Below are 19476 nucleotides of genomic sequence, written 5' to 3' on the forward strand. Positions count from 1 at the left end.
CGGTTCTGTTAATCCGCGTCGCCACACTGGCGCCATGCGTACTCTCATTGCTCCGCTCGTCCTCGCTGCGGCCCTGTGTGCAGGGCCGCTCGCTGTTCCGTTGCACGCCGATGCGCAGGATCCACAAGGCAACGCCGATTACGCGCGTGATGGCGTGCGCAGTGGCGAATTCGTGCGGCTCGAACGGCTGCTCGTCGATGCCGAACGCCGCTATCCAGGGCGCGTGATCGAGGTGGAACTCGACCAGGACGACGACGAGTACGAAATCGAAATCCTGATGCGCGACGGCCGCGTGGTGGAGCTGAAGTACGATGCGCGCTCCGGGCGCCTGCTCAAGGTCGAGATCGACGACTGATGCGCATCCTGCTGGCCGAAGACGACGTCGAACTCGCGACGCGCGTTGCCGCTGCGCTCGGCGCCGCAGGCTTTGCGGTCGATCGTGCGGAGGACGGCGCGGATGCCGAGTTCCGCGGCCAGACCGAAGCCTATGACGCGGTCGTACTCGATCTCGGTCTGCCGAATCTCGATGGCGTCTCGGTGCTGCACCGCTGGCGCGAGGCCGGCCTGACCTTGCCGGTGCTGGTGCTCACCGCGCGCAGCCGCTGGCACGACAAGCTGGCCGGCTTCAACGCCGGTGCGGACGATTACCTCACCAAGCCGTTCCAGATCGAGGAACTCGTGTTGCGGCTGCAGGCCTTGATCCGGCGCAGCGCCGGCCATGCGTCGCCGCGTCTGCGCTGCGGACCGCTGGAATTCGACGCGAATGCGGGCCGCTTCGCACTCGACGGCGATCCGCTCGCGTTGACCGCGCAGGAGCACCGCATCCTCGCGTATCTGATCCATCACGCCGGCCGCGTGGTCAGTCGCGGCGAGCTCGGCGAACACGTCTACGACAACGGCTTTGATCCCGATTCCAATGCTCTCGACGTGCTGATCGGGCGCATCCGCCGCAAGCTCGGCGTCGCGCTGCTGCACACGGTGCGCGGGCAGGGCTTCCGGCTGTCGGAGACGCCATGAACGCGCGTCGCGCACTGTCGCTGCGCTGGCGCCTGTGGCTGGCCGGCGCGCTGGGCGTGGCGATCTCGGCGTTGATCGCCGGTGGTCTGCTCGGCGCGATGTTCGAACGCTCCGGGCAACGCGCGCTCGACAGCCGACTCGACGACGATTTCGCGACGCTTGCCGGCTTGCTCGAAGCGCGTGCGGATGGTGGCTGGCAATTGCGCAGGCCGCCGGCCGACGAACGCTGGGCGCGGGTGTTTTCCGGCTGGTACTGGCGCATCGGCGAGGGCACGGACGCGGTGCGTTCGCGCTCGCTGTGGGACGACGAACTCGTCGCCGACGATGTGCCCGGGACTACGGCCGTGTGGTCGACAGTCGAAGGCCCGCGCGGCCAGCAGCTGCGCATGCGCGCGCAGTTGTTGCGGCTGCCGGGTGTCGCCAATCCCATTCCCGTGCATGTCGCTGGCGATCGCGGCGATGTCATCGCCGAGACGCGCGGGTTCCGGCAGGCGGCGATGCTGGCTTTCGCGGGTGCGGCGGCGGCGCTGCTGGCGCTGCTGGCCTGGCAGATCGAATGGGGCCTGCGTCCGTTGCGGCGCATGCGCGGCATCCTGCAACGTGTGCGCAATGGCGACGACGTACGCTTCGGCGCCGAGCGCTGGCCCGCCGAAGCGGCGCCGCTGGCGGAACAGATCGACGATCTGCTCGACGAACACGCACGCCGCGTCGCACGCGCGCGGCATGCTGCCGAGGATCTCGCGCATGCACTGAAGACGCCACTCGCCGTGCTCTCGGCCGAAGCGCAGCGCCCGGGCGACGACATCGCCGATGTGGTGTCGGCCCAGGTGCAGCGCATGCGCGGCGAGGTGGAACGCAGGCTCGCAGGCGGCTTCGCGGTCGATGCACGGCAGCGCACACCGGTCGCGCCGGTGGCCGAGGCGCTAGGCGGGCTGTTCGCGCAGACCGCGGGCGATCGCGTGACGCTGCACTGCGAGGTCGCCCCGGATCTGGTGTTCGCCGGCGCGCGCGAGGATCTGGAAGAGATGCTCGGCAACCTCGTCGACAACGCGGTGAAGTGGGCGCGCGCGCAGGTGCGCATCCACGCGAGCGTCGCCGACGGACGCGTGCGGATCGCGGTCGACGACGACGGCCCCGGCATGCAGCCAGATGCACTGGAGCAGGCGTTGCAGCGCGGTGTGCGCCTCGACAGCCGGATGCCCGGGCATGGCCTGGGTCTGTCGATCGTCGACGGCATCGCAGCCGGTTACGACGGCCGGCTGGTACTCGAGAACCTGCCGGGCGGATTCCGCGTGCTGCTTGATTTGCCGGCCGGCGCACCGATATCGGGCGCATGAGCGAAGCGCAGGTTCCAAATACAGCCGACACAGTCCGCCTCGACCTCTGGCTGTGGGCCGCGCGTTTCTTCAAGACGCGCGCGCTGGCCAAGCAGGCGATCGAGACCGGCAAGGTCGATGTCGGCGGTCAGCGTGCGAAGCCCGCGCGTGCGGTCCGCATCGGCGATGCGCTGCGCGTGGCGCGCGGCGAGGAAGTATTCGACATCGCGGTCGCCGGACTGTCGGACACGCGTGGGCCGGCGAGCGTCGCGCAGACGCTGTACAGCGAAACCGAAGCCTCGCGCGAAGCGCGCATGGCGCGGCTGGCGGAGGCGCGCGCTGCGCGTGCCGGCTACCAGGCGCCCGAGCACAAGCCCGACAAGCGCGCGCGGAAACTGATTCGCGCACTCGGCGATATCGACGCGCTCTGAGGCGCGTGTCTTATGCGGGCAGCCACCCGCGTACCAGCGACTCCGACACCGACCACAGGCGCGCAGCCATCATGGTGTCGCGCTGCATATCGCTTTGTTGCGCAGGCGCAAAGTCGCGATAGAAACCGCCATTGATGCCGGATGCCGCAGACGACGCCGCCAGCCAGCACGGTGTCGCCGCGCCCTGTTGCACGCTGCGCGCGTCATCGCGGTAGCGGTTGCCGACGTTGCGCAGGATGTTGCTGCGCGTGTGACCGGGCGACACGCAGTTGGACGCGGCCCGCGTGCCCGCCAGGCGCCGCGAGAGTTCCAGCGAGAACAGGCCGTTCGCCAGTTTGGAATGCGCATAGCGCGCGTCCCAGCTTGCGCCGGAGAGATCGTCGAACTGGATGCCGCCCGGCGGGGCATTGCGTTCGTCGCCGCTGCCGAGCACGACCACGCGTCCCTGCGGCGCGACCGTCACGCGATCGAGCAGGCGACGCACGAGCAGGTAATGGCCGAGATGATTCACGACGAAGGTCTTTTCGATGCCGCGGACCTGCTCCAGATCGTCCAGCACGACGCCGGCATTGCAGACCAGCGCATCGACCGGCAGGTCGAGCGCGCGGATCGCATCGCTTGCGGCAACGACGGAATCGAAATCGGCGAGATCCAATACCACCGGCGTCGCGCGGCCTTCGATCCCGGCGCAGGCGGCTTCGCCGGTGGCACGCGACCGCGCGGTGCCGATCACGTGCGCGCCGCGCAGCGCGAGCACACGCATGGTTTCCTGGCCGATGCCGGACGTGCAGCCAGTGACGACGATGGTCCGGCCGCGCAGGTCGAGGCCGGCTGTCGCATCTTCGGCGGTGCTCGTCGCATCGAGATCTGGCGTGCGCGCGAAGCCGGGCAGGGCAGTTGCCAGTGTGGCCAGCGCGCCGGCCTGCAGCAGGCGGCGCCTGCGTTGATCGAGATGCATCGGTCGTCGGGTCTGTGACGGTTCGGGGCGTCGAGTGTAGGACGGTCGCGTGGCGACATCACGGAGATGCAATGGCCGGACACGCGAACGCCGATGCATCAGCATCGGCGTCCGGTCATCCCATCGCCCGAGAGCGATATCGCGCAGCGATCAGCGCAGGTCGTAGCGGTCCAGATCCATGACCTTGGTCCACGCGGCGACGAAGTCGCGCACGAACTTCTCCTGCGCATCGTCGCTGGCGTAGACCTCGGCCAGTGCACGCAGGATCGCGTTCGAACCGAAGACGAGATCGACGCGGGTGCCGCTCCACTTCTTCGCGCCGGTACCGCGCGCGCGCCCTTCGAACGTCGTGCGGCCCGACGGCGCCCACTCGGTGCCCATGTCGAGCAGATGGCGGAAGAAGTCGTTCGACAGCACGCCCGGGCGATCGGTCAGCACGCCTTGCTGGCCGCCGTCGTGGTTCGCACCGAGCACACGCAGGCCGCCGACCAGCACGGTCGTCTCCGGCGCGGTCAGCGTCAGCAACTGTGCGCGGTCGATCAGCAGATGCTCCAGCGGCACGACCGAATGGCCCTTTGCGTAATTGCGGAAGCCGTCGGCCCAAGGTTCCAGCGCGTCGAAGGATTCGACATCGGTCTGGTCCTGCGAGGCGTCGCTGCGACCGGGCGAGAACGGCACGCTCACCGAGACGCCCGCGTCCTGCGCGGCCTTCTCGACCGCCGCGGCGCCGCCGAGCACGATCAAATCCGCCAGCGACACCTGCTTGCCGCCCGCAGCCTTGCCGTTGAAATCGGCCTGCACCTGTTCGAGCGCGGCGAGCACCTTCGCCAGCTGCGGCGGATTGTTGACCGCCCAGTCCTTCTGCGGTGCGAGCCGGATGCGCGCACCGTTCGCGCCGCCGCGCTTGTCGCCGCCGCGGAATGTCGACGCCGACGCCCACGCGGTGGACACCAGTTTGGACACCGACAGGCCGCTGGCAAGAATTGCCCGCTTCAACGACGCCACATCGGCGTCATCGATCAGCGCATGTTCGACCGCCGGCACCGGATCCTGCCAGATCAGCACTTCGTCCGGCACTTCCGGGCCGAGATAACGCGCGCGCGGGCCCATGTCGCGATGGGTGAGCTTGAACCACGCACGCGCGAACGCGTCGGCGAACTGGTCCGGGCTTTCGAGGAAGCGGCGCGAGATATGTTCGTAGGCCGGGTCGAAGCGCAACGCGAGATCGGTCGTGAGCATTGTCGGCAGCTGCTTCTTCGACGCGTCATAGGCGTGCGGAATCGTCGCCTCCGCGTTCTTCGCCACCCACTGCTGTGCGCCTGCCGGACTCTTCGACAGTTCCCATTCGAAACCGAACAGGTGTTCGAAGAAATCGTTGCTCCACTGCGCCGGCGTCTTCGTCCAGGTGACTTCGAGGCCGCTGGTGATGGTGTCGGCGCCCTTGCCGCTGCCGAAGCTGTTGTGCCAGCCGAAGCCCTGCGCTTCGAGCGTGTGTGCCTCGGGCTCTTCGCCGACGTGTTCGGACGGCGCCGCGCCATGGGTCTTGCCGAAGCTGTGGCCGCCGGCGATCAGCGCGACGGTTTCCTCGTCGTCCATCGCCATGCGGCCGAAGGTGTCGCGGATGTCTGCGGCGGCGAGCAGTGGATCGGGATTGCCGTCGGGGCCTTCCGGATTCACATAGATCAGGCCCATCTGCACCGCGGCGAGCGGATTCTCGAGCTTGCGCGAATGCACGTCGCCGTCGGCGTCGTCATCCGACACCAGCACGCCGTCGTCGCCGTCCTTCGGCACGCCGTGCGAGCCATGCGCATAGCGCACATCGCCGCCGAGCCAGGTGGTCTCGCGGCCCCAGTACACGTCGAGGTCCGGCTCCCAGGTGTCGTCGCGGCCGCCGGCGAAGCCGAAGGTCCTGAAGCCCATCGTCTCCAGCGCGACGTTGCCGGTGAGGATCATCAGGTCCGCCCACGAAATCGCACGGCCGTACTTCTGCTTGATCGGCCACAGCAGGCGGCGCGCCTTGTCGAGGCTGACGTTGTCCGGCCAGCTGTTGAGCGGGGCGAAGCGCTGCTGCCCACGACCGCCGCCGCCGCGACCGTCGCCGATGCGGTAGGTGCCGGCGCTGTGCCAGGCCATGCGCACGAACAGGCCGCCGTAATGACCGAAATCGGCCGGCCACCAGTCCTGCGAATCGGTCATCAACGCGGCGAGATCGCGCTTGAGGCCGGCGTAGTCGAGCTTTGCGAATTCGGCGGCGTAATCGAAATCCCCGCCCATCGGGTCGGACTTCGCGGAATGCTGGTTGAGCAGATCCAGGCGCAGCTGGTTCGGCCACCAGTCGCGGTTGCTGGTGCCGCCACCGGCGGTCTGGTGGAAGGGGCACTTGGCGTCGGTCGACATGGCTGGAGTTCTCCCGTGTGGTCGTTCGGCGATGTCACGTCGGCTGTGAGCCGGCGGGCATCGGAAATCGAGTCTGCAAAAAATGGATGACAGAAGGCGTGCACGCGGCAGTGCCCGCGCGTGGTCAATCCGCGATGGAAGGCAACGCGCGGCAGCGCGGTCGCGGTGGAGGGGAATCGATGTGCTGGCGCATGGCTGGCGGCCTCCCGTACTGGATGTTCAGGGTAGGCGCAGTCACTGGCGGGAGGGAAATCGATTGTTCGCGTCTATTCGATAGGGGTGGGCTATCGAAACAGGGCCGCGCGATCGCGTAGACGGGCGCGTGCTCGTTCCGCAAGCGGCTTCGATGCGAGGCTTGCCGATGTTGGCGAGGCTCGGCCTCAACTGGCCGGATTGCCGTCGTTTTCGTGATTTCCGCTTGGAACACCAAGATCAAAAAGGGTCCCAGCGTGCGCTGGGACGACGGTCCTCAAGACGCGACCCTGGAAGTCGGCGAGCCGCGCCCTTTCAGCCGAGCCGCACGCCTCAGAGCAACGCCCGCACCCGGTACAAGGCTTCCAGCGCCTGCTTGGGCGTCAGCTCATCGGGATCGAGTCCGGCCAGCGCTTCGAGCGCCGCGGAAGCCGGGGCGAACAGACCAATCTGTTGCGGACTGTCGAGCGTGACGGGCGACATCGGCGCAGGCGTGGGACTGTCGTGGCGTCGCTGTTCGAGTTCGGCCAGGCGCGCACGCGCGTCGCGGACGACCGCCTTCGGCAGGCCGGCCAGCGCGGCGACCTGCAGGCCGAAGCTGCGGTCGGCCGGACCAGCCTTGACCGCGTGCATGAAGACCAGCGTCTCGCCGCCCTGCTTGTCGCGATGCTCGACCGCGTCGAGATGCACGTTGGCGATGCCGCTGCCCGGCTGTGCGAGCGCGGTGAGTTCGAAGTAGTGCGTCGCGAACAGCGTGTAGCTGCGGTTCGCGGCTGCCAGATGGCGTGCGCAGGCGTCGGCCAGCGCGAGGCCGTCGTAGGTCGACGTGCCACGGCCGATCTCGTCCATCAGTACCAGCGACTGGTCGGTGGCGTGATGCAGGATGTAGCTCGTCTCCGCCATTTCGACCATGAAGGTCGACTGGCCTTTCGCAAGATCGTCGCCGGCGCCGATGCGGGTCAGGATGCGGTCGATCGGGCCGATCACCGCACGCGAGGCCGGCACGAAACTGCCGATGTGCGCGAGCAGCACGATCAGCGCGTTCTGGCGCATGTAGGTGCTCTTGCCGCCCATGTTCGGACCGGTGATGACCAGCATGCGGCGCGCATCGAATTCCGCGCCGTCACCGAGCACCAGATCGTTCGGCTCGAACGGTTCGCGGCGCACCGCCTCGACCACCGGATGGCGGCCGCGTTCGATACGGATGCCAGGCGCGTCGTCGAGCTGCGGTCGCGACCAGTCCAGCGCCTGTCCGCGTTCGGCGAAGCAGGCCAGCACGTCGAGTTCGCTGAGCGCGCCGGCGCAGTGCTTGAGTGCCTCGATGCGGTCGTTCAGTGCGTCGAGCAGCTGTTCGTACAGCAACCGCTCGCGGGCCAGTGACCGTTCGCGCGCCGAGAGCACCTTGTCCTCGAAGGTCTTGAGTTCTTCGGTGATGTAGCGCTCGGCATTGGTCAGCGTCTGCCGGCGCGTGTAGTGCGCGGGTGCCTTCGCCGAATGCGCCTTGGAGACTTCGATGTAATAGCCGTGGACGCGGTTGTAGCCGACCTTCAGCGTGGAGATGCCGCTGGCCTCGCGCTCGCGTGCTTCGAGATCGACGAGGAACTGGTCGGCGTGATTGCTCAGGCGGCGCAGCTCGGCCAGCTCGGCATCGTGGCCATCGGCGAACACGCCGCCATCGCGCGCGAGTACCGGCGGTTGTTCGACCAGCGCGGTGGACAGCAGATGCGCTTCGCCTGCGTGCTCGCCGAGGCTGTCGTGCAGTGCGCGCAGTCGCGGTGAATCGAGTGTGCCGAGGACGCCGCGCAGATCCGGCAGCATCGCCAGACCATCGCGCAGCGTGGACAGGTCGCGCGGGCGCGCCGAACGCAATGCGATACGCGTGAGCACACGTTCCATGTCACCGAGCGCGCGGAAGCGCTCGCGCAGGGTGTCGTCGCCGCCGGAATCGATCAGTGTCTGCACTGCATGCAGGCGTTCGCCCAGCACGGTGCGGTCGCGCAGCGGCCGGTGCAGCCAGCGCCGCAGCAGACGACCGCCCATCGGTGTGACGGTGGAATCGAGGACGCCGAGCAGTGTGTTGCGGGTGTCGCCGTCGACACGCGTGTCGAGTTCGAGATGGCGGCGCGTCGCGGGGTTCATCGCGATCGCGCCGTCGCCGCTTTCGACCGAAATCGAAGTCAGATGCGGCAGGCGCTGCTTCTGGGTTTCCTCGACGTAGCCCAGCAGTGCGCCAGCAGAGGCCACGGCCAGCGGTTTGTCGTCGATGCCGAAACCGGTGAGGTCGTGCAGGCCGAAGAACTGCAGCAGCTGGCGACGGCCGGAATCCGCATCGAACAGCCACGGCGGGCGACGGCGCGCACCGGTGCGTTCGGACAGGAAGCCCGGCCAGCCGTCCTCGTCCGGCACCAGCAACTCGGCCGGATCGAGCCGGGCGATTTCCGCTTCGAGCATGTCTTCGGTCGCGCACTCGCAGACCAGAAAACGACCACCCGCGAGATCCGCCCAGGCGATGCCGTACTGGCCGGCGCGATTGCGCGCCACCGCCATCAACAGGGTGTCGCGACGTTCCTGCAGCAGCGCCTCGTCCGTCACCGTGCCCGGCGTGACGATGCGCACCACCTTGCGCTCGACCAGACCCTTGCTCGCCGCGGGATCGCCGATCTGCTCGCAGATCGCTACCGATTCGCCGAGTGCGACCAGTCGCGCCAGATAACCCTCGGCCGCGTGATGCGGCACGCCCGCCATCGGAATCGGCGCGCCGGCCGAATTGCCGCGCTGGGTCAGGGTGATGTCGAGCAGTCGCGCCGCCTTGCGGGCGTCGTCGTAGAACAGCTCGTAGAAATCGCCCATGCGGAAGAAAAGCAGCACGTCGGGGTGATCGGCCTTGGCGGCGAAGAACTGCTGCATCAATGGCGTGTGCTGGGGCGAAGACATCCAATCGCTCGTTTGGCCGGCCGCATAGTCTGCCCGAAACCGGCGTTTTCCGCGGTCCGCAGTGGCCTCGCCTGCGGCCCGCACATCGCGCGCAAGGTCCATGCGCACGCGTGTGGAAGCTGTGTTAGGTTTCCGTTCACGGCAGGCGACTGCCGGACGTTCCGGTCTGTCCCCCACGATGACCGGAGCGGCGGGGAATCCCGATGGCGCAATGCCGTCGGGGGTCGGTTTTCGGAAGAACCACACCACGTCATTCGGGGGACAACATGGATTCACGTAAGTTGCAGCGCAGCCTGCTCAGTCACGCTGTCGTCGTCGCGCTGGCCGCCACCATCGCAGGTCCGGCGCTGGCGCAGTCGACCAGCACCGAGAACGAAGCACCGACCACGCTGTCGGCGATCACCGTCACCGCGCAGAAGCGCGAAGAAGCGCTGCAGGACGTGCCGATCGTCATCAACGTGCTGCCCGAGCAGTTGCTGCAGGACACCGGCGTGCGTGACATCAAGGACATGCAGGTCCTGGTCCCCGGCCTCACCGTCACCAGCACGCAGTCCGCGGCGCAGACCACGGCGCGCATCCGCGGCATCGGCACGGTGGGTGACAACCCCGGTCTGGAATCCTCGGTCGGCATCGTCATCGACGGCGTCTACCGCGCGCGCAACAGCGTGGGCTTCGGCGATCTGGGCGAGATGGAGCGCATCGAAGTGCTCAAGGGCCCGCAGGGCACCGTATTCGGCAAGAACACCTCGGCCGGCGTCATCAACGTGATCACCCGGCGCCCGAGCTACACGCAGGCGGTCGAAGGCGAAGTCACCGTGGGCAACTACGGTCTGCTCGGCGTATCGGGGTCCTACAACGACGCGCTCAGCGACAACGCCGCGTTCCGCATCTTCGCCACCAAGCGCAAGCGCGACGGCGTCGACAACGTCGACACCTCGGGCGGTCCCCGCCAGGAGACCGACGATGGCGACCAGAACTATCACTCGCTGCGCGGCCAGCTGCTGCTCGAGCCCACGTCGAACCTCAACATCAACTTCATCGCCGACTACACCAGTCGCGAAGAGAACTGCTGCGTCTCGATGACCACGTTCCGCGGGCCGACCGCGGCGATCATCGATGCGTTGACGCCGGGCGGCGAGGGCATCATTCCGGTCGTCGATCTCGACCGCCGTCTCGCCTACGCCAACCGCACCACCGAGCAGGACCTCAAGGACAAGGGCGTCTCGGCCGAGGTCAACTGGACCACGCCGTGGGCCAACGATGCCGTGCTGACCTCGATCACCGCGTTCCGCGACTGGGAAGCGATCACCAGCATCGACTTCGACTACAGCGGCGCGGACATCCTGTATCGCCCGCCGAATCCGGACGGCTCGCTGGTGAAGTTCGAGAACTTCAGCCAGGAGCTGCGCCTGACCGGGTCCAGCGATCGCATCGACTGGATGGTCGGCCTGTTCTATTCCGACGAGGATCTGGGCCGCAACGATTCCTACTATTTCGGCGCCGCCTACGAGCCGTACCTGTCGACCGCGGTCGCCTCGCAGGTGCTGCCGGCGATCGCGGCGCAGCTCGCGCCGCTGGGCCTGACCGTCAACACCGCGAATCCGGCGACGTTCCTGTCGCAGGTCAGCGGTCGTCCGTTCGGCACCAACTTCACCGGGCAGGGCGCGCTCGACCGCTACGAGCAGAACGCCAAGAGCGCGGCGATCTTCACCAACAACACCTTCCACGTGACCGATGCGCTCGACGTCACCCTGGGCCTGCGCTACACCCGCGAGAAGAAGACGCTGCAGTCCGACTACACCAATCCCAACGGTGCGCAGGGCTGCGCGGCGACGCTGGCCAATCCGGCGGCGCGCGTCGGTGGCGCGCTGGCGCAACGCATCAACGGCTTCGGCAGCCTGCCGCCCGCGTTGCAGCAGCAGTTGCTGGCGGGTCTGGTGCCGGCCGTCGCGCCGCAGGTTGCGGGCTTCATGTGTCTGCCGTGGGCGAACATCGCGCACAACGGCCGCAGCACCTTCCAGGAGCGCACCGAGAAGGAATGGTCGGGCACGCTGAAGGTCGCCTACGACTGGTCGGATGACGTGATGACCTACGTGTCGGCGTCGCGCGGCTACAAGGCCGGCGGCTTCAATCTCGACCGCGTGCAGGTCGGTATCACGCCGGTGGACGACACCGCGTTCGACGGCGAGTTCGTCGACAGCTACGAGCTGGGTCTGAAGACCAATTGGGCCGACGGCAACCTGCTGTTCAACGCGGCGCTGTTCCACCAGACCTACGAGGACTTCCAGCTCAACAGCTTCCTCGGCACCGCGTTCGTCGTGCGTTCGATCCCGGAAGTGACCTCGATGGGTATCGACGCCGAAGTGCTGTGGCAGACCCGCATGCCGGGCCTGATGCTGCAGGGTGGCGTGACGTACGCGGAAACCGAGTACGGCGACGACATCGTGCCGGATCTGCCGCTGCTGCCGGGCAACCAGATGAGCTTCGCGCCGAAGTGGTCGGGCAACGCGTCGGCCACCTACCAATGGGACATCGGCTCGGCGCTGCAGGGCCGCTTCAACATCGGCGCCAAGTACATGTCCGAGTACAACACCGGCTCGGATCTCAAGCCGCAGAAGATGCAGGACGCCTACACCGTGCTCAATGCACGCCTCGGCTTCGGGCGTCAGGACCAGCGCTGGATGCTGGAGTTCTGGGGCCAGAACCTGACCGACGAGACCTACAAGCAGGTTGGCATCGATGCGCCAATCCAGACGGGCTCGTTCAATGCCTTCCTCGGTGCTCCGCGCACCTATGGCGTGACGCTGCGCATGCGCTATTGATCCACCGCGTCGACGCGACGGCCGGCCCGGGAGGGTCGGCCGTTCGCGTTTCAGGCGCGCGGAAACGCGGCGTTCCAGGCGCCGGGGCGACGCGCGCGGCACGATGCGGTACAACGGCGACTTCGATCGCGGGAGCGCCCATGCACGACACCCATTCCGATGCCGCGCTGCACACGCTCGCCGAGGAGACCGGCGCGCTGCTGCGCGCGCGCCACCATCGCCTGGTCACCGCAGAGAGCTGCACCGGCGGCTGGATCGCCAAGGCCGTGACCGATATCGCCGGCTGCTCCGACTGGTTCGACTGCGGCATGGCGGCTTACAGCTACGAGGCCAAGCAGGCGCTGCTGGGCGTCAATCCGCACACGCTGGAAACCCACGGCGCGGTGAGTCGCGAGACCGTGATCGAAATGGTCTCCGGCGCGCTGGTGAATTCCGGCGCGAGCGTCGCGGTCGCGGTCACCGGCATTGCAGGGCCTGGCGGCGGCAGTGAGGACAAGCCGGTCGGCACGGTCTGGATCGGCTGGAAGCGGCGTGGCGGCTACGCACGCGCGGAACTGTTCCAGTTCGACGGCGACCGCGATGCGGTGCGGCGGCAGACGGTCGCGGCCGCATTGCGCGGCCTGGGGTCGACGGTCGGCTGAGGCGGACCGTTCGCTGGACACGTCGTCGATCGGATGACGGCATGTAGCGCGCCGGCCTCATCCATAAGTTTGCGACGCGGCATCCTGCCGCGTCGCCTGAAGTACGCTTACTGCGTCACATCCACCCACACGAGGCGATGGTCGGTGCCGTCGACGATGTCGGCATGCGCCGCATCGCTGCGCGGCCAGAACACGCCGTTGCCGACGAGCGCGTGGCCCACCGACGGCAGCGCGTAATCGAGACGCAGGTTGCCCACGCGCGGGCCGAAGCTGCCGGTGTCGTGCGCGGCCGAACCGCGATGCTGCGCATTCGCGCCGCCATCGGTTTCAGCGGCCTCGATCGCGCCTTCGCTGCGCGGCGTGGCCATGCGGATCACACGCGGGTGTTCGAGCAGCTCGACGATCGCGGTGTGATCGCCGGCGCCGTCGACAGGATCGTTGTTGAGATCACCGAGGATCACGAAGCGCGCATCCTGATCGAGTCCACCGCAGCGGCCGGCGTCGTCGCACAGCCAGTCGTGCGCGCCCGGCGACAGGTAATCGGTCCAGAAGCGGATCTCGTCGTGATTGCGCGCGACGTTGCGCTTCTCCGGCCCGTCGAACGCGGGCGGTGTCGGATGCGAGGCCAACACGTGGATCACGCCGCCCGGCGCGCGCACCTGCACGTCCCAGTGCGACTTCGACGACAGCCGCAACTGCGACCACGTGGCGTCGGGATGGAAGGAGCGACCATCGGGATGGCGCGGACGCCGCGCGTCGGGCATCGCATCCCACTTCAACAGCTGGAACGTACGCGCCGTAGTGGCATCGATCGGATAGCGCGACAGCAGCAGCATGCCGTACTGGCCGGGATGCAGCCCGTAGCCCCAGGCATCGTTGCCGCGATCACGACCGTCTCCACCGATGGTGCCGTTGTTGTCGAGATCCAGACCGCTCTGCACGCCGGTATTGACCGGTGCGAGATAGCGGTACGGATAGCGCAGCGGTTCGCCGCCGCCTGGCTGCGGGCGTTCGAGCCAGCGCTTCTGGAACAGCTCGGCAGCGCTGCCGTCGGCAACGTAGTCGAACTCGTTGAGCAGCACGATGTCGGGTCGCACCTGCTGCAACACCGCGGCGACCTTGCGCGCACCGGCGTCGTCACCCTGCAGGCGCTCGAGCAGGCCGCCGGTTTCGTCGCTGTTGAGCGAGGTGTTGTAGGTCGCGATGCGCAGCGTGCCGGGCGACGCCGCGTCGGCGGTGCGCGGCGCGTCGCCGTGCGTATTGACGCGCACGCAGGCGGCGAGCAGTACGAGGGCCGCACAGGCGATCATGGCGATCAGCCATGTGCGGGTCATGGCGCGGCGTCCGTCAGCGGACGCCACTGGCGTCCATCGAAGCCTTCGAGCGGCTGGAAATTGCGTTTGTAAGCCATCTTGCGGTGTCCATCGATCCAGTAGCCGAGATAGAGATAGCGCCGGCGGTCGCGCTGCGCCCAGGCGATCTGTCGCAGGATCGCCAGTGTGCCGAGTCCGCGTGACACGAAGTCAGGGTCGTAGAAAGTGTAGACGGCCGACAACGCATCTTCGATCAGATCCGTCACTGCGACCGCCACCAGTTGTCCGTGCAGGCGCAGTTCCAGCAGCCGGCCTTCGTTCCAGCTGCCGATCAGGAACTGGTCGAATTCATGCGCGCCGTGGTCGTCCATGCCGCCGGCGGGATGGCGAGACACCAGATATTTCCGGTATAGCGCAAGCCGCTCGTCGTTGCGCTCGGCCGGCACCACGCGCGCGTCGATATCGGCGTTGCGCGCCAGCGTGCGGCGCTGGCTGCGGTTGGGCACGAAGGCGTCGACAGGAATGCGCACCGCCGTGCACGCGCGACAGTCGCCGCAATGCGGGCGATAGACGATGTCACCCGAGCGGCGGAAGCCCCAGCGCAGTGCCTGCGGGTAGACGGTGCCCAGACGCGGATCGCGCGGATCGAGCACCAGGTCGCGCGCTTCGCGATCCGGCCAGTAGCCGCAGGCATGCGGCGCGGTGTGGAACAGGCGCAACTCGCCTGTGCCGGCATCCGGTTCTGGTGCGGGGCGCGACGGCGTCTGCATGTCCGCAGGATACGCACCGGCGTCGCAGGCGGCGCGACCGGTTCGCCGACCGCAGGCTGAACCGTGCAGGCGTCCGGTCAACGCAGCGCGCGGTGCGGGCGTTGATCCCTGCACAGCGGCACGGTGCCGCGGCAACGGGAACACATCCATGAAGACGAGGCTCATCACCACCGCGCTGCTCGCGGCGCTGTCCATCACCACGATCGGCACGGCCGCCGCGCAGGCGCCGGTTGCCGGCACACAGGCGGCCAAGCCCGATGGCGAACGGCATCGCGGACACGGCCCGCGCGGTTACGGCGGCGATCGTGTCGACGCCCTCGCACGGCTCGACACCGACAACGACGGCCGTATCAGCCGCGCCGAAGCGCAGGCCGGCCAGCAGGCGATGCAGGCACGTCGCGACGCACATCGCGCGGAACGCGCTGCGCGTGGCGAATCTCCGCGTGCCGACGGCCCGCGCCGCGAGAGCGCACGCAGCGCCGATGCACGTGGCGAGCGTCCGCAGCGTGCTCCGGGCGGCCCGCGTTCGCAGAAGGGCGGCGGTTTCGATCTGGTCACGAACTTCGATGCGATCGACACCAACCGCGACGGCTATCTCACCCGCAGCGAACTGCGCACCTGGCACACGGCGAAGTCCGCCGAGCGTCGCGCCGAGGGCGAGCGTCGCTTCGATGCGAAGTTCCGCGAAGCCGATCTCAATGGCGACGGCAAGCTGAGCCGCGTCGAGGTCTCGGAGAAGATGCCGCGCCTGGCCGAGCGCTTCGCGTGGCTCGACGAGAACCGCGACGGCTTCCTGAGCCGCGAGGAGCTGCGCCCGGAACGTCCGCAGCGCTGAGTCGCCGGCGATACGTCAACGGAAAGGCCGCGCACTGCGCGGCCTTTTTTTTGGATGCACGCCAAGCACCTCGAGGCGAAGCGTCGCCGGGGGCATGATTCGCGACAGCAGGACGCAATGGAAGACGGGATTCGCGTGCGCGATCTTCTGCGCGCCACCGTCGGAAACACGGCTCAGGCGGTCTTGAGCCACAGGATCAGCAGCACGCCCACCAGGCCCAAGTTGGTCAGGATCAGTCCACTCGTTCCGAACATCAGGCGATAGCCGAGTGCGCGGCGGGTACCGCCCTTGGGATCACGCGCGATGTCGCGCGCGATCAACGGATTCATCAGGCGCGGCATGCTGGTCAGCAGCGGATAGTTGTAGAGGAACAACGCGATCGCGACCGCCATCGACATCCAAGTTCCCGACATGTCACGGCTGCCCACCATGAAGCCCAGGCCCGCCCCGACGACACCACCCGCCAGCGATCCCCAGACGAACCAGCGGTCGTAGAGTTTCAGGATCGCGCGGCGCTCGGCCTCGGTATCGGCGTAACGCGCGACCATCTTCCGGCACAGCCACATCGTCAGCCCGCCGAACACCAGCGATACACCGGCAGCGCCGAGTGCACTCGCACTGCCCAGCGCGGCCTTGCCGGCGACACCTGCGCCGAATGCGCCGCCGGCCGCGACCCCTGCGACCGTGCCCGCCGCGGCAGGTTTCGCGAACGCAGCCAGTCCGCCCGTCACCAGTAGTGTGAACGCCGTGCCCGGCGCCGAGCTCGCCGCGAACTCCTGGAAACGCGCCATCAGATCCTCGCGCAGGCTGCGGCGCGCGCGCGACAGACGCTTGCGCACCGCGGCATCGGACAGGCCGAGCAGGGCGGCAACCTGCTTCGAGTTGCCGCCTTCGCGGTAGTACAGCAACAGCACTTCACGGCTTTCGTCGGGCAGATCGGAAATCAGGTCCGCGGCGACGCGGCCGGTTTCGTCATCGATGATCTGCTGCATCGGACAGGCATCGGGATCGGCCGCCTGTGCAATGGCGATGTCGGCAGCCTCGCCAGCCACAATCCGTTCGCGGCGCGCGCGCAGATGGTCGCGGGCGAGGTTGCGGGTGATCTGTCGCAGCCACGGCAGAAAACTCGTCGTGTTCTGCAGCCTGCCCAACTGCTGCCAGGCCTTGAGATAGGCCTCCTGCGCGATGTCCTGGCTGGCCTGTACGTCACGGGTGATCGCCAGCGCGATCGCGGTGGTCGCGTTCTGGCTCATCTGCACGATGCGGCCGTACGCGGCCTGGTCGCCACCGCGCGCGGCGGGCAGTTCCAGATGGATCCGGTCTTCGAGGCCCAGGTCGGCGGCGATGGCGTTCATGGCGATCCTTGCAGGTCAGGTCGCTTTCAAGGACGCGACCCGGGCGCCGGATGTGACCGGCGCGCTCGATGATGCCCGCGGACGCGCGCGGCTGCGATCAGTCGGCGGCGTCGAACTGCCAGTCGCGACCGTCGCGGCGAACGTCCAGCGTGCGCGTGATCAGGCCCTGCGCGGCATCGCTGCCGCCGCGGACCAGATCCACCGTGCCCTGGCCGGAGCCGTCGGTGCGGTAGTTGGTAATGTCCAGCGACGAGGCCTGTCCGTCTCCGCCACCACAGGCAGAAGACGGGCGCACGTCGGGATAACCGGCTTCGAGTTCGGCCAGCAGTGGCGCGGCAGGCGCATCGCCGTCGATCGCCACGCAGACCGGACCTGCCCGCGAAGCCAGCGCATCGGCCAGCACGGCCGTCGCGAGCGCGCGCGGCACCGGTGCGCGGTACTCGGTGGCTTCGACGGTCGGCGGCACCATGTCGAGCACCGTCTCCGGGGCTGCGGCGACAGGTGACTCCAGAGGCGTCTCCGTCGACGGCCGGCTCCACCACGACAGCGCGATCACCAGCACCGCGCCGCCGATCAGCGTGTAGCGCACCTTGGACGCACGCGACATGCCCTTGCGCGCCTCGGCCGCCGGCGCGAACACCACGTCGGCCTGCTGCAGATAGTTGCGGGCCGACGGCTGGCTCTGCAGCAGTCCGGCCTCGCGCAGCAGTTCGCGCGCGCGCGGCTGTTCGTCGGAGCGGGTGACCCACACCGCCGGCCTCGGGCCGCCGGCATCCTCGCGATAACTGAAGTTGCTGCGGCGGTTGCCCTTGTAGGAGCGGCCGTTGAGGATCTGCACTTCGATGCCGGCATCGCGCAGCAGGGCGGCGACACGTTCGACGTTCTCGAGGCGGGGACTGGAGAAGACCTGACGCATCTCAGCCCGCCTTCGCCGCGGCGTCGTCGCCCGGCAGCACGCGGATCATGCCTTCCTGCGCGGTGCTGGCGACCAGGCGTCCTGCGCGGTCGAAGATCTGACCGCGCGCGAGCCCGCGTGCACCCTGCGCGCTGGGGCTGTCGAGCGAATAGAGCAGCCAGTCGTCGACGCGGAACGGGCGGTGGAACCACAGCGCGTGGTCGAGCGAGGCCATCTGCACGTTCGGCTGGTAGTAGCTGATGCCGTGCGGGAACGTGGCAGTGCCCAGCAGCTGGAAATCGGACGCGTACGCCAGCAACGCGCGATGCAGCGCGGGCGCATCGCCGACCGGGCCGGTCAGTCGGAACCACATCTGCTGGAACGGCGGACGCTTGCGCGGGTGCAGTTCGTCGCGGCGGGTTTCGCCGGGCGCGATGACGTGGCGGAATTCGAACGGGCCGCTGCGATCGAGCCAGCGCTGCACCTTGACCGGCAGTTTCGCCAGCACTTCGGCCGGCAGCGGATCCTGCGGTGCGATGTCCTCGGGCGCGGGCACGTCCGGCATCACCGGCTGGTGCTCGGCGCCGGACTCTTCTTCCTGGAACGAAGCGGCGCAGAAGAAGATCACCTTGCCGTGCTGGATCGCGGTCACGCGACGCACCGAGAAGCTGCCGCCATCGCGGGTGCGGTCGACGTCGTAGACGATCGGCGCGTCCACATCGCCAGCGCGCAGGAAATACGCGTGCAGCGAATGCGCCGGGCGCGGGCTGGTCATCGTGGCCTGCGCGGCCGACAGCGCCTGGCCCAGTACCTGACCACCGAACACGTACTTGGTGCCGATGTCGCGGCTCTGGCCGCGGAACAGGTTGTCTTCGAGGCGCTCGAGCGAGAGCAGGTCGATCAGTTCGGAAACGGGCGGGGTCATCGCGGGGCCGTGCACGGTGGGGGCGGCAACGCGGACGCGTGCCGGCCGACGATTATAGGTGGGGGCGGGTCGCGGCCCTGACGCAGGCGTTCAGACGCCGATGCGGGTCAGCGGGACGCTCGCCAGCACGTCCTTCCACGGGAAGAGCGGGCCGGGGTCACGCTTGCGGGCGACGGTCAGGGCCGGATCGTCGCTGGCGGCGACGCGATCGGTGTCCAGATCCTCGTGGCCGGCAATGTCGCGCAGGTTCGGCAGCGTGGCGCACAGATGCGCGAGCAGGGCGACGAGCGCGTCGATCTGCGCCGGTGTGTAGGCCTCGCCCATCGCCTGGTGGCGGCTGTCGTACCAGTCTGGGAAACGGCCGGTGTTGACCAGTTCGATGCCAAGCGACTGCGCGTTGTGGCCGCGCACATGATGGGCGACTCGGGTCGCCGGCACGTATTCGGCGATGCGGCCGTCGCGGTCGATGTACCAGTGGCCGCTGGCGCCGGTCCCGCTGTCGTAGAGCACGCGCTCGCCGTAGACACGCGCCGTGGCGAGGTCGGGCAGCTCGGTGCAGTGGATGACCACCAGGGTGATGTCCGATGCCGCGCGCGGCGCCAGCAGGTCCACATAGGGCAGCGGTTGCAGCGCGATCCGGGGCGCGGACGTGGGGTCGGACATGGCCCGGATGCT

16 protein-coding genes are annotated in these 19476 nt (G+C 68.3%); 7 read left to right on the top strand and 9 right to left on the bottom strand.

Features of this window, described 5'->3' with window-relative positions; genetic code table 11:
- The first annotated feature begins 34 nt into the window (after positions 1 to 34).
- From LU699_RS15010 to LU699_RS15025, 4 genes are read left to right on the top strand one after another with little or no spacing between them, the layout of a single operon-like run.
- Positions 35 to 355: a PepSY domain-containing protein gene (locus tag LU699_RS15010; RefSeq protein ID WP_232136086.1), complete on the top strand. Its 321-nt coding sequence runs from the start codon at positions 35 to 37 to the stop codon at positions 353 to 355.
- Positions 355 to 1017, top strand: a complete 663-nt coding sequence (locus tag LU699_RS15015; protein ID WP_232136084.1) for a response regulator transcription factor — start codon at positions 355 to 357, stop codon at positions 1015 to 1017. The genes LU699_RS15010 and LU699_RS15015 overlap by 1 nt, the downstream gene beginning before the upstream one ends.
- A complete protein-coding gene (locus LU699_RS15020) occupies positions 1014 to 2354 on the top strand; it encodes a sensor histidine kinase (RefSeq protein WP_232136082.1) in 1341 nt (446 codons plus the stop codon). Before LU699_RS15015 ends, LU699_RS15020 begins: the two co-directional genes overlap by 4 nt.
- Positions 2351 to 2764 (top strand): RNA-binding S4 domain-containing protein, encoded by a 414-nt coding sequence (locus LU699_RS15025; RefSeq protein WP_232136081.1) that lies wholly within the window; start codon positions 2351 to 2353, stop codon positions 2762 to 2764. The genes LU699_RS15020 and LU699_RS15025 overlap by 4 nt, the downstream gene beginning before the upstream one ends.
- Positions 2765 to 2774: 10 nt before the next feature.
- Here the strand turns inward: LU699_RS15025 and LU699_RS15030 are convergent, their stop codons facing one another.
- The 3 genes from LU699_RS15030 to mutS form a co-directional block, all read right to left on the bottom strand.
- A complete protein-coding gene (locus LU699_RS15030; protein ID WP_232136079.1) occupies positions 2775 to 3722 on the bottom strand; it encodes an SDR family NAD(P)-dependent oxidoreductase in 948 nt (315 codons plus the stop codon).
- Between the two features lie 150 nt (positions 3723 to 3872).
- Entirely contained in the window at positions 3873 to 6119 is a 2247-nt protein-coding gene (gene katG / locus LU699_RS15035; RefSeq protein WP_232136078.1) for a catalase/peroxidase HPI, read from the bottom strand.
- A 525-nt stretch (positions 6120 to 6644) separates the two neighbouring features.
- A complete protein-coding gene (mutS, locus tag LU699_RS15040; protein WP_232136077.1) occupies positions 6645 to 9245 on the bottom strand; it encodes a DNA mismatch repair protein MutS in 2601 nt (866 codons plus the stop codon).
- 266 nt (positions 9246 to 9511) lie between these two features.
- Here mutS and LU699_RS15045 point away from each other — a divergent pair, with 266 nt between their 5' ends.
- Positions 9512 to 12067 carry a TonB-dependent receptor gene (locus LU699_RS15045; RefSeq protein ID WP_232136076.1) on the top strand — a complete coding sequence of 852 codons (2556 nt, stop codon included), beginning with the start codon at positions 9512 to 9514 and terminating at the stop codon, positions 12065 to 12067.
- Positions 12068 to 12207: 140 nt separating this feature from the next.
- A complete protein-coding gene (locus tag LU699_RS15050) occupies positions 12208 to 12708 on the top strand; it encodes a CinA family protein (protein ID WP_268739044.1) in 501 nt (166 codons plus the stop codon).
- 107 nt (positions 12709 to 12815) lie between these two features.
- Here LU699_RS15050 and LU699_RS15055 read toward each other — a convergent pair whose 3' ends face one another.
- Complete coding sequence (locus LU699_RS15055) at positions 12816 to 14042, bottom strand: endonuclease/exonuclease/phosphatase family protein (protein WP_232136075.1); 1227 nt, start codon at positions 14040 to 14042, stop codon at positions 12816 to 12818.
- Complete coding sequence (locus tag LU699_RS15060; protein WP_232136074.1) at positions 14039 to 14791, bottom strand: arginyltransferase; 753 nt, start codon at positions 14789 to 14791, stop codon at positions 14039 to 14041. The genes LU699_RS15055 and LU699_RS15060 overlap by 4 nt, the downstream gene beginning before the upstream one ends.
- Before the next feature lie 148 nt (positions 14792 to 14939).
- On the opposite strand from LU699_RS15060, the gene LU699_RS15065 reads away from it, so the two are divergent.
- On the top strand, positions 14940 to 15626 hold the full coding sequence (locus LU699_RS15065) for an EF-hand domain-containing protein (RefSeq protein WP_232136073.1): 687 nt from the start codon (positions 14940 to 14942) through the stop codon (positions 15624 to 15626).
- A 173-nt stretch (positions 15627 to 15799) separates the two neighbouring features.
- Here the strand turns inward: LU699_RS15065 and LU699_RS15070 are convergent, their stop codons facing one another.
- The 4 genes from LU699_RS15070 to LU699_RS15085 all read right to left on the bottom strand — a co-directional run bounded on the left by LU699_RS15070 (position 15800) and on the right by LU699_RS15085 (position 19464).
- Positions 15800 to 16981, bottom strand: coding sequence for an RNA polymerase sigma factor (locus tag LU699_RS15070; RefSeq protein WP_232136072.1), 1182 nt, complete (start codon positions 16979 to 16981; stop codon positions 15800 to 15802).
- A 97-nt stretch (positions 16982 to 17078) separates the two neighbouring features.
- Entirely contained in the window at positions 17079 to 17897 is an 819-nt protein-coding gene (locus LU699_RS15075) for a putative signal transducing protein (protein WP_232136070.1), read from the bottom strand.
- 1 nt (position 17898) lies between these two features.
- Complete coding sequence (locus LU699_RS15080) at positions 17899 to 18801, bottom strand: acyl-CoA thioesterase (RefSeq protein ID WP_232136068.1); 903 nt, start codon at positions 18799 to 18801, stop codon at positions 17899 to 17901.
- A 90-nt stretch (positions 18802 to 18891) separates the two neighbouring features.
- On the bottom strand, positions 18892 to 19464 hold the full coding sequence (locus LU699_RS15085) for an N-acetylmuramoyl-L-alanine amidase (RefSeq protein WP_232136066.1): 573 nt from the start codon (positions 19462 to 19464) through the stop codon (positions 18892 to 18894).
- Positions 19465 to 19476: the final 12 nt, after the last annotated feature.

The sequence above is a fragment of the Luteimonas fraxinea genome (assembly GCF_021233355.1).
In the GTDB taxonomy this organism is placed as follows: domain Bacteria; phylum Pseudomonadota; class Gammaproteobacteria; order Xanthomonadales; family Xanthomonadaceae; genus Luteimonas; species Luteimonas fraxinea.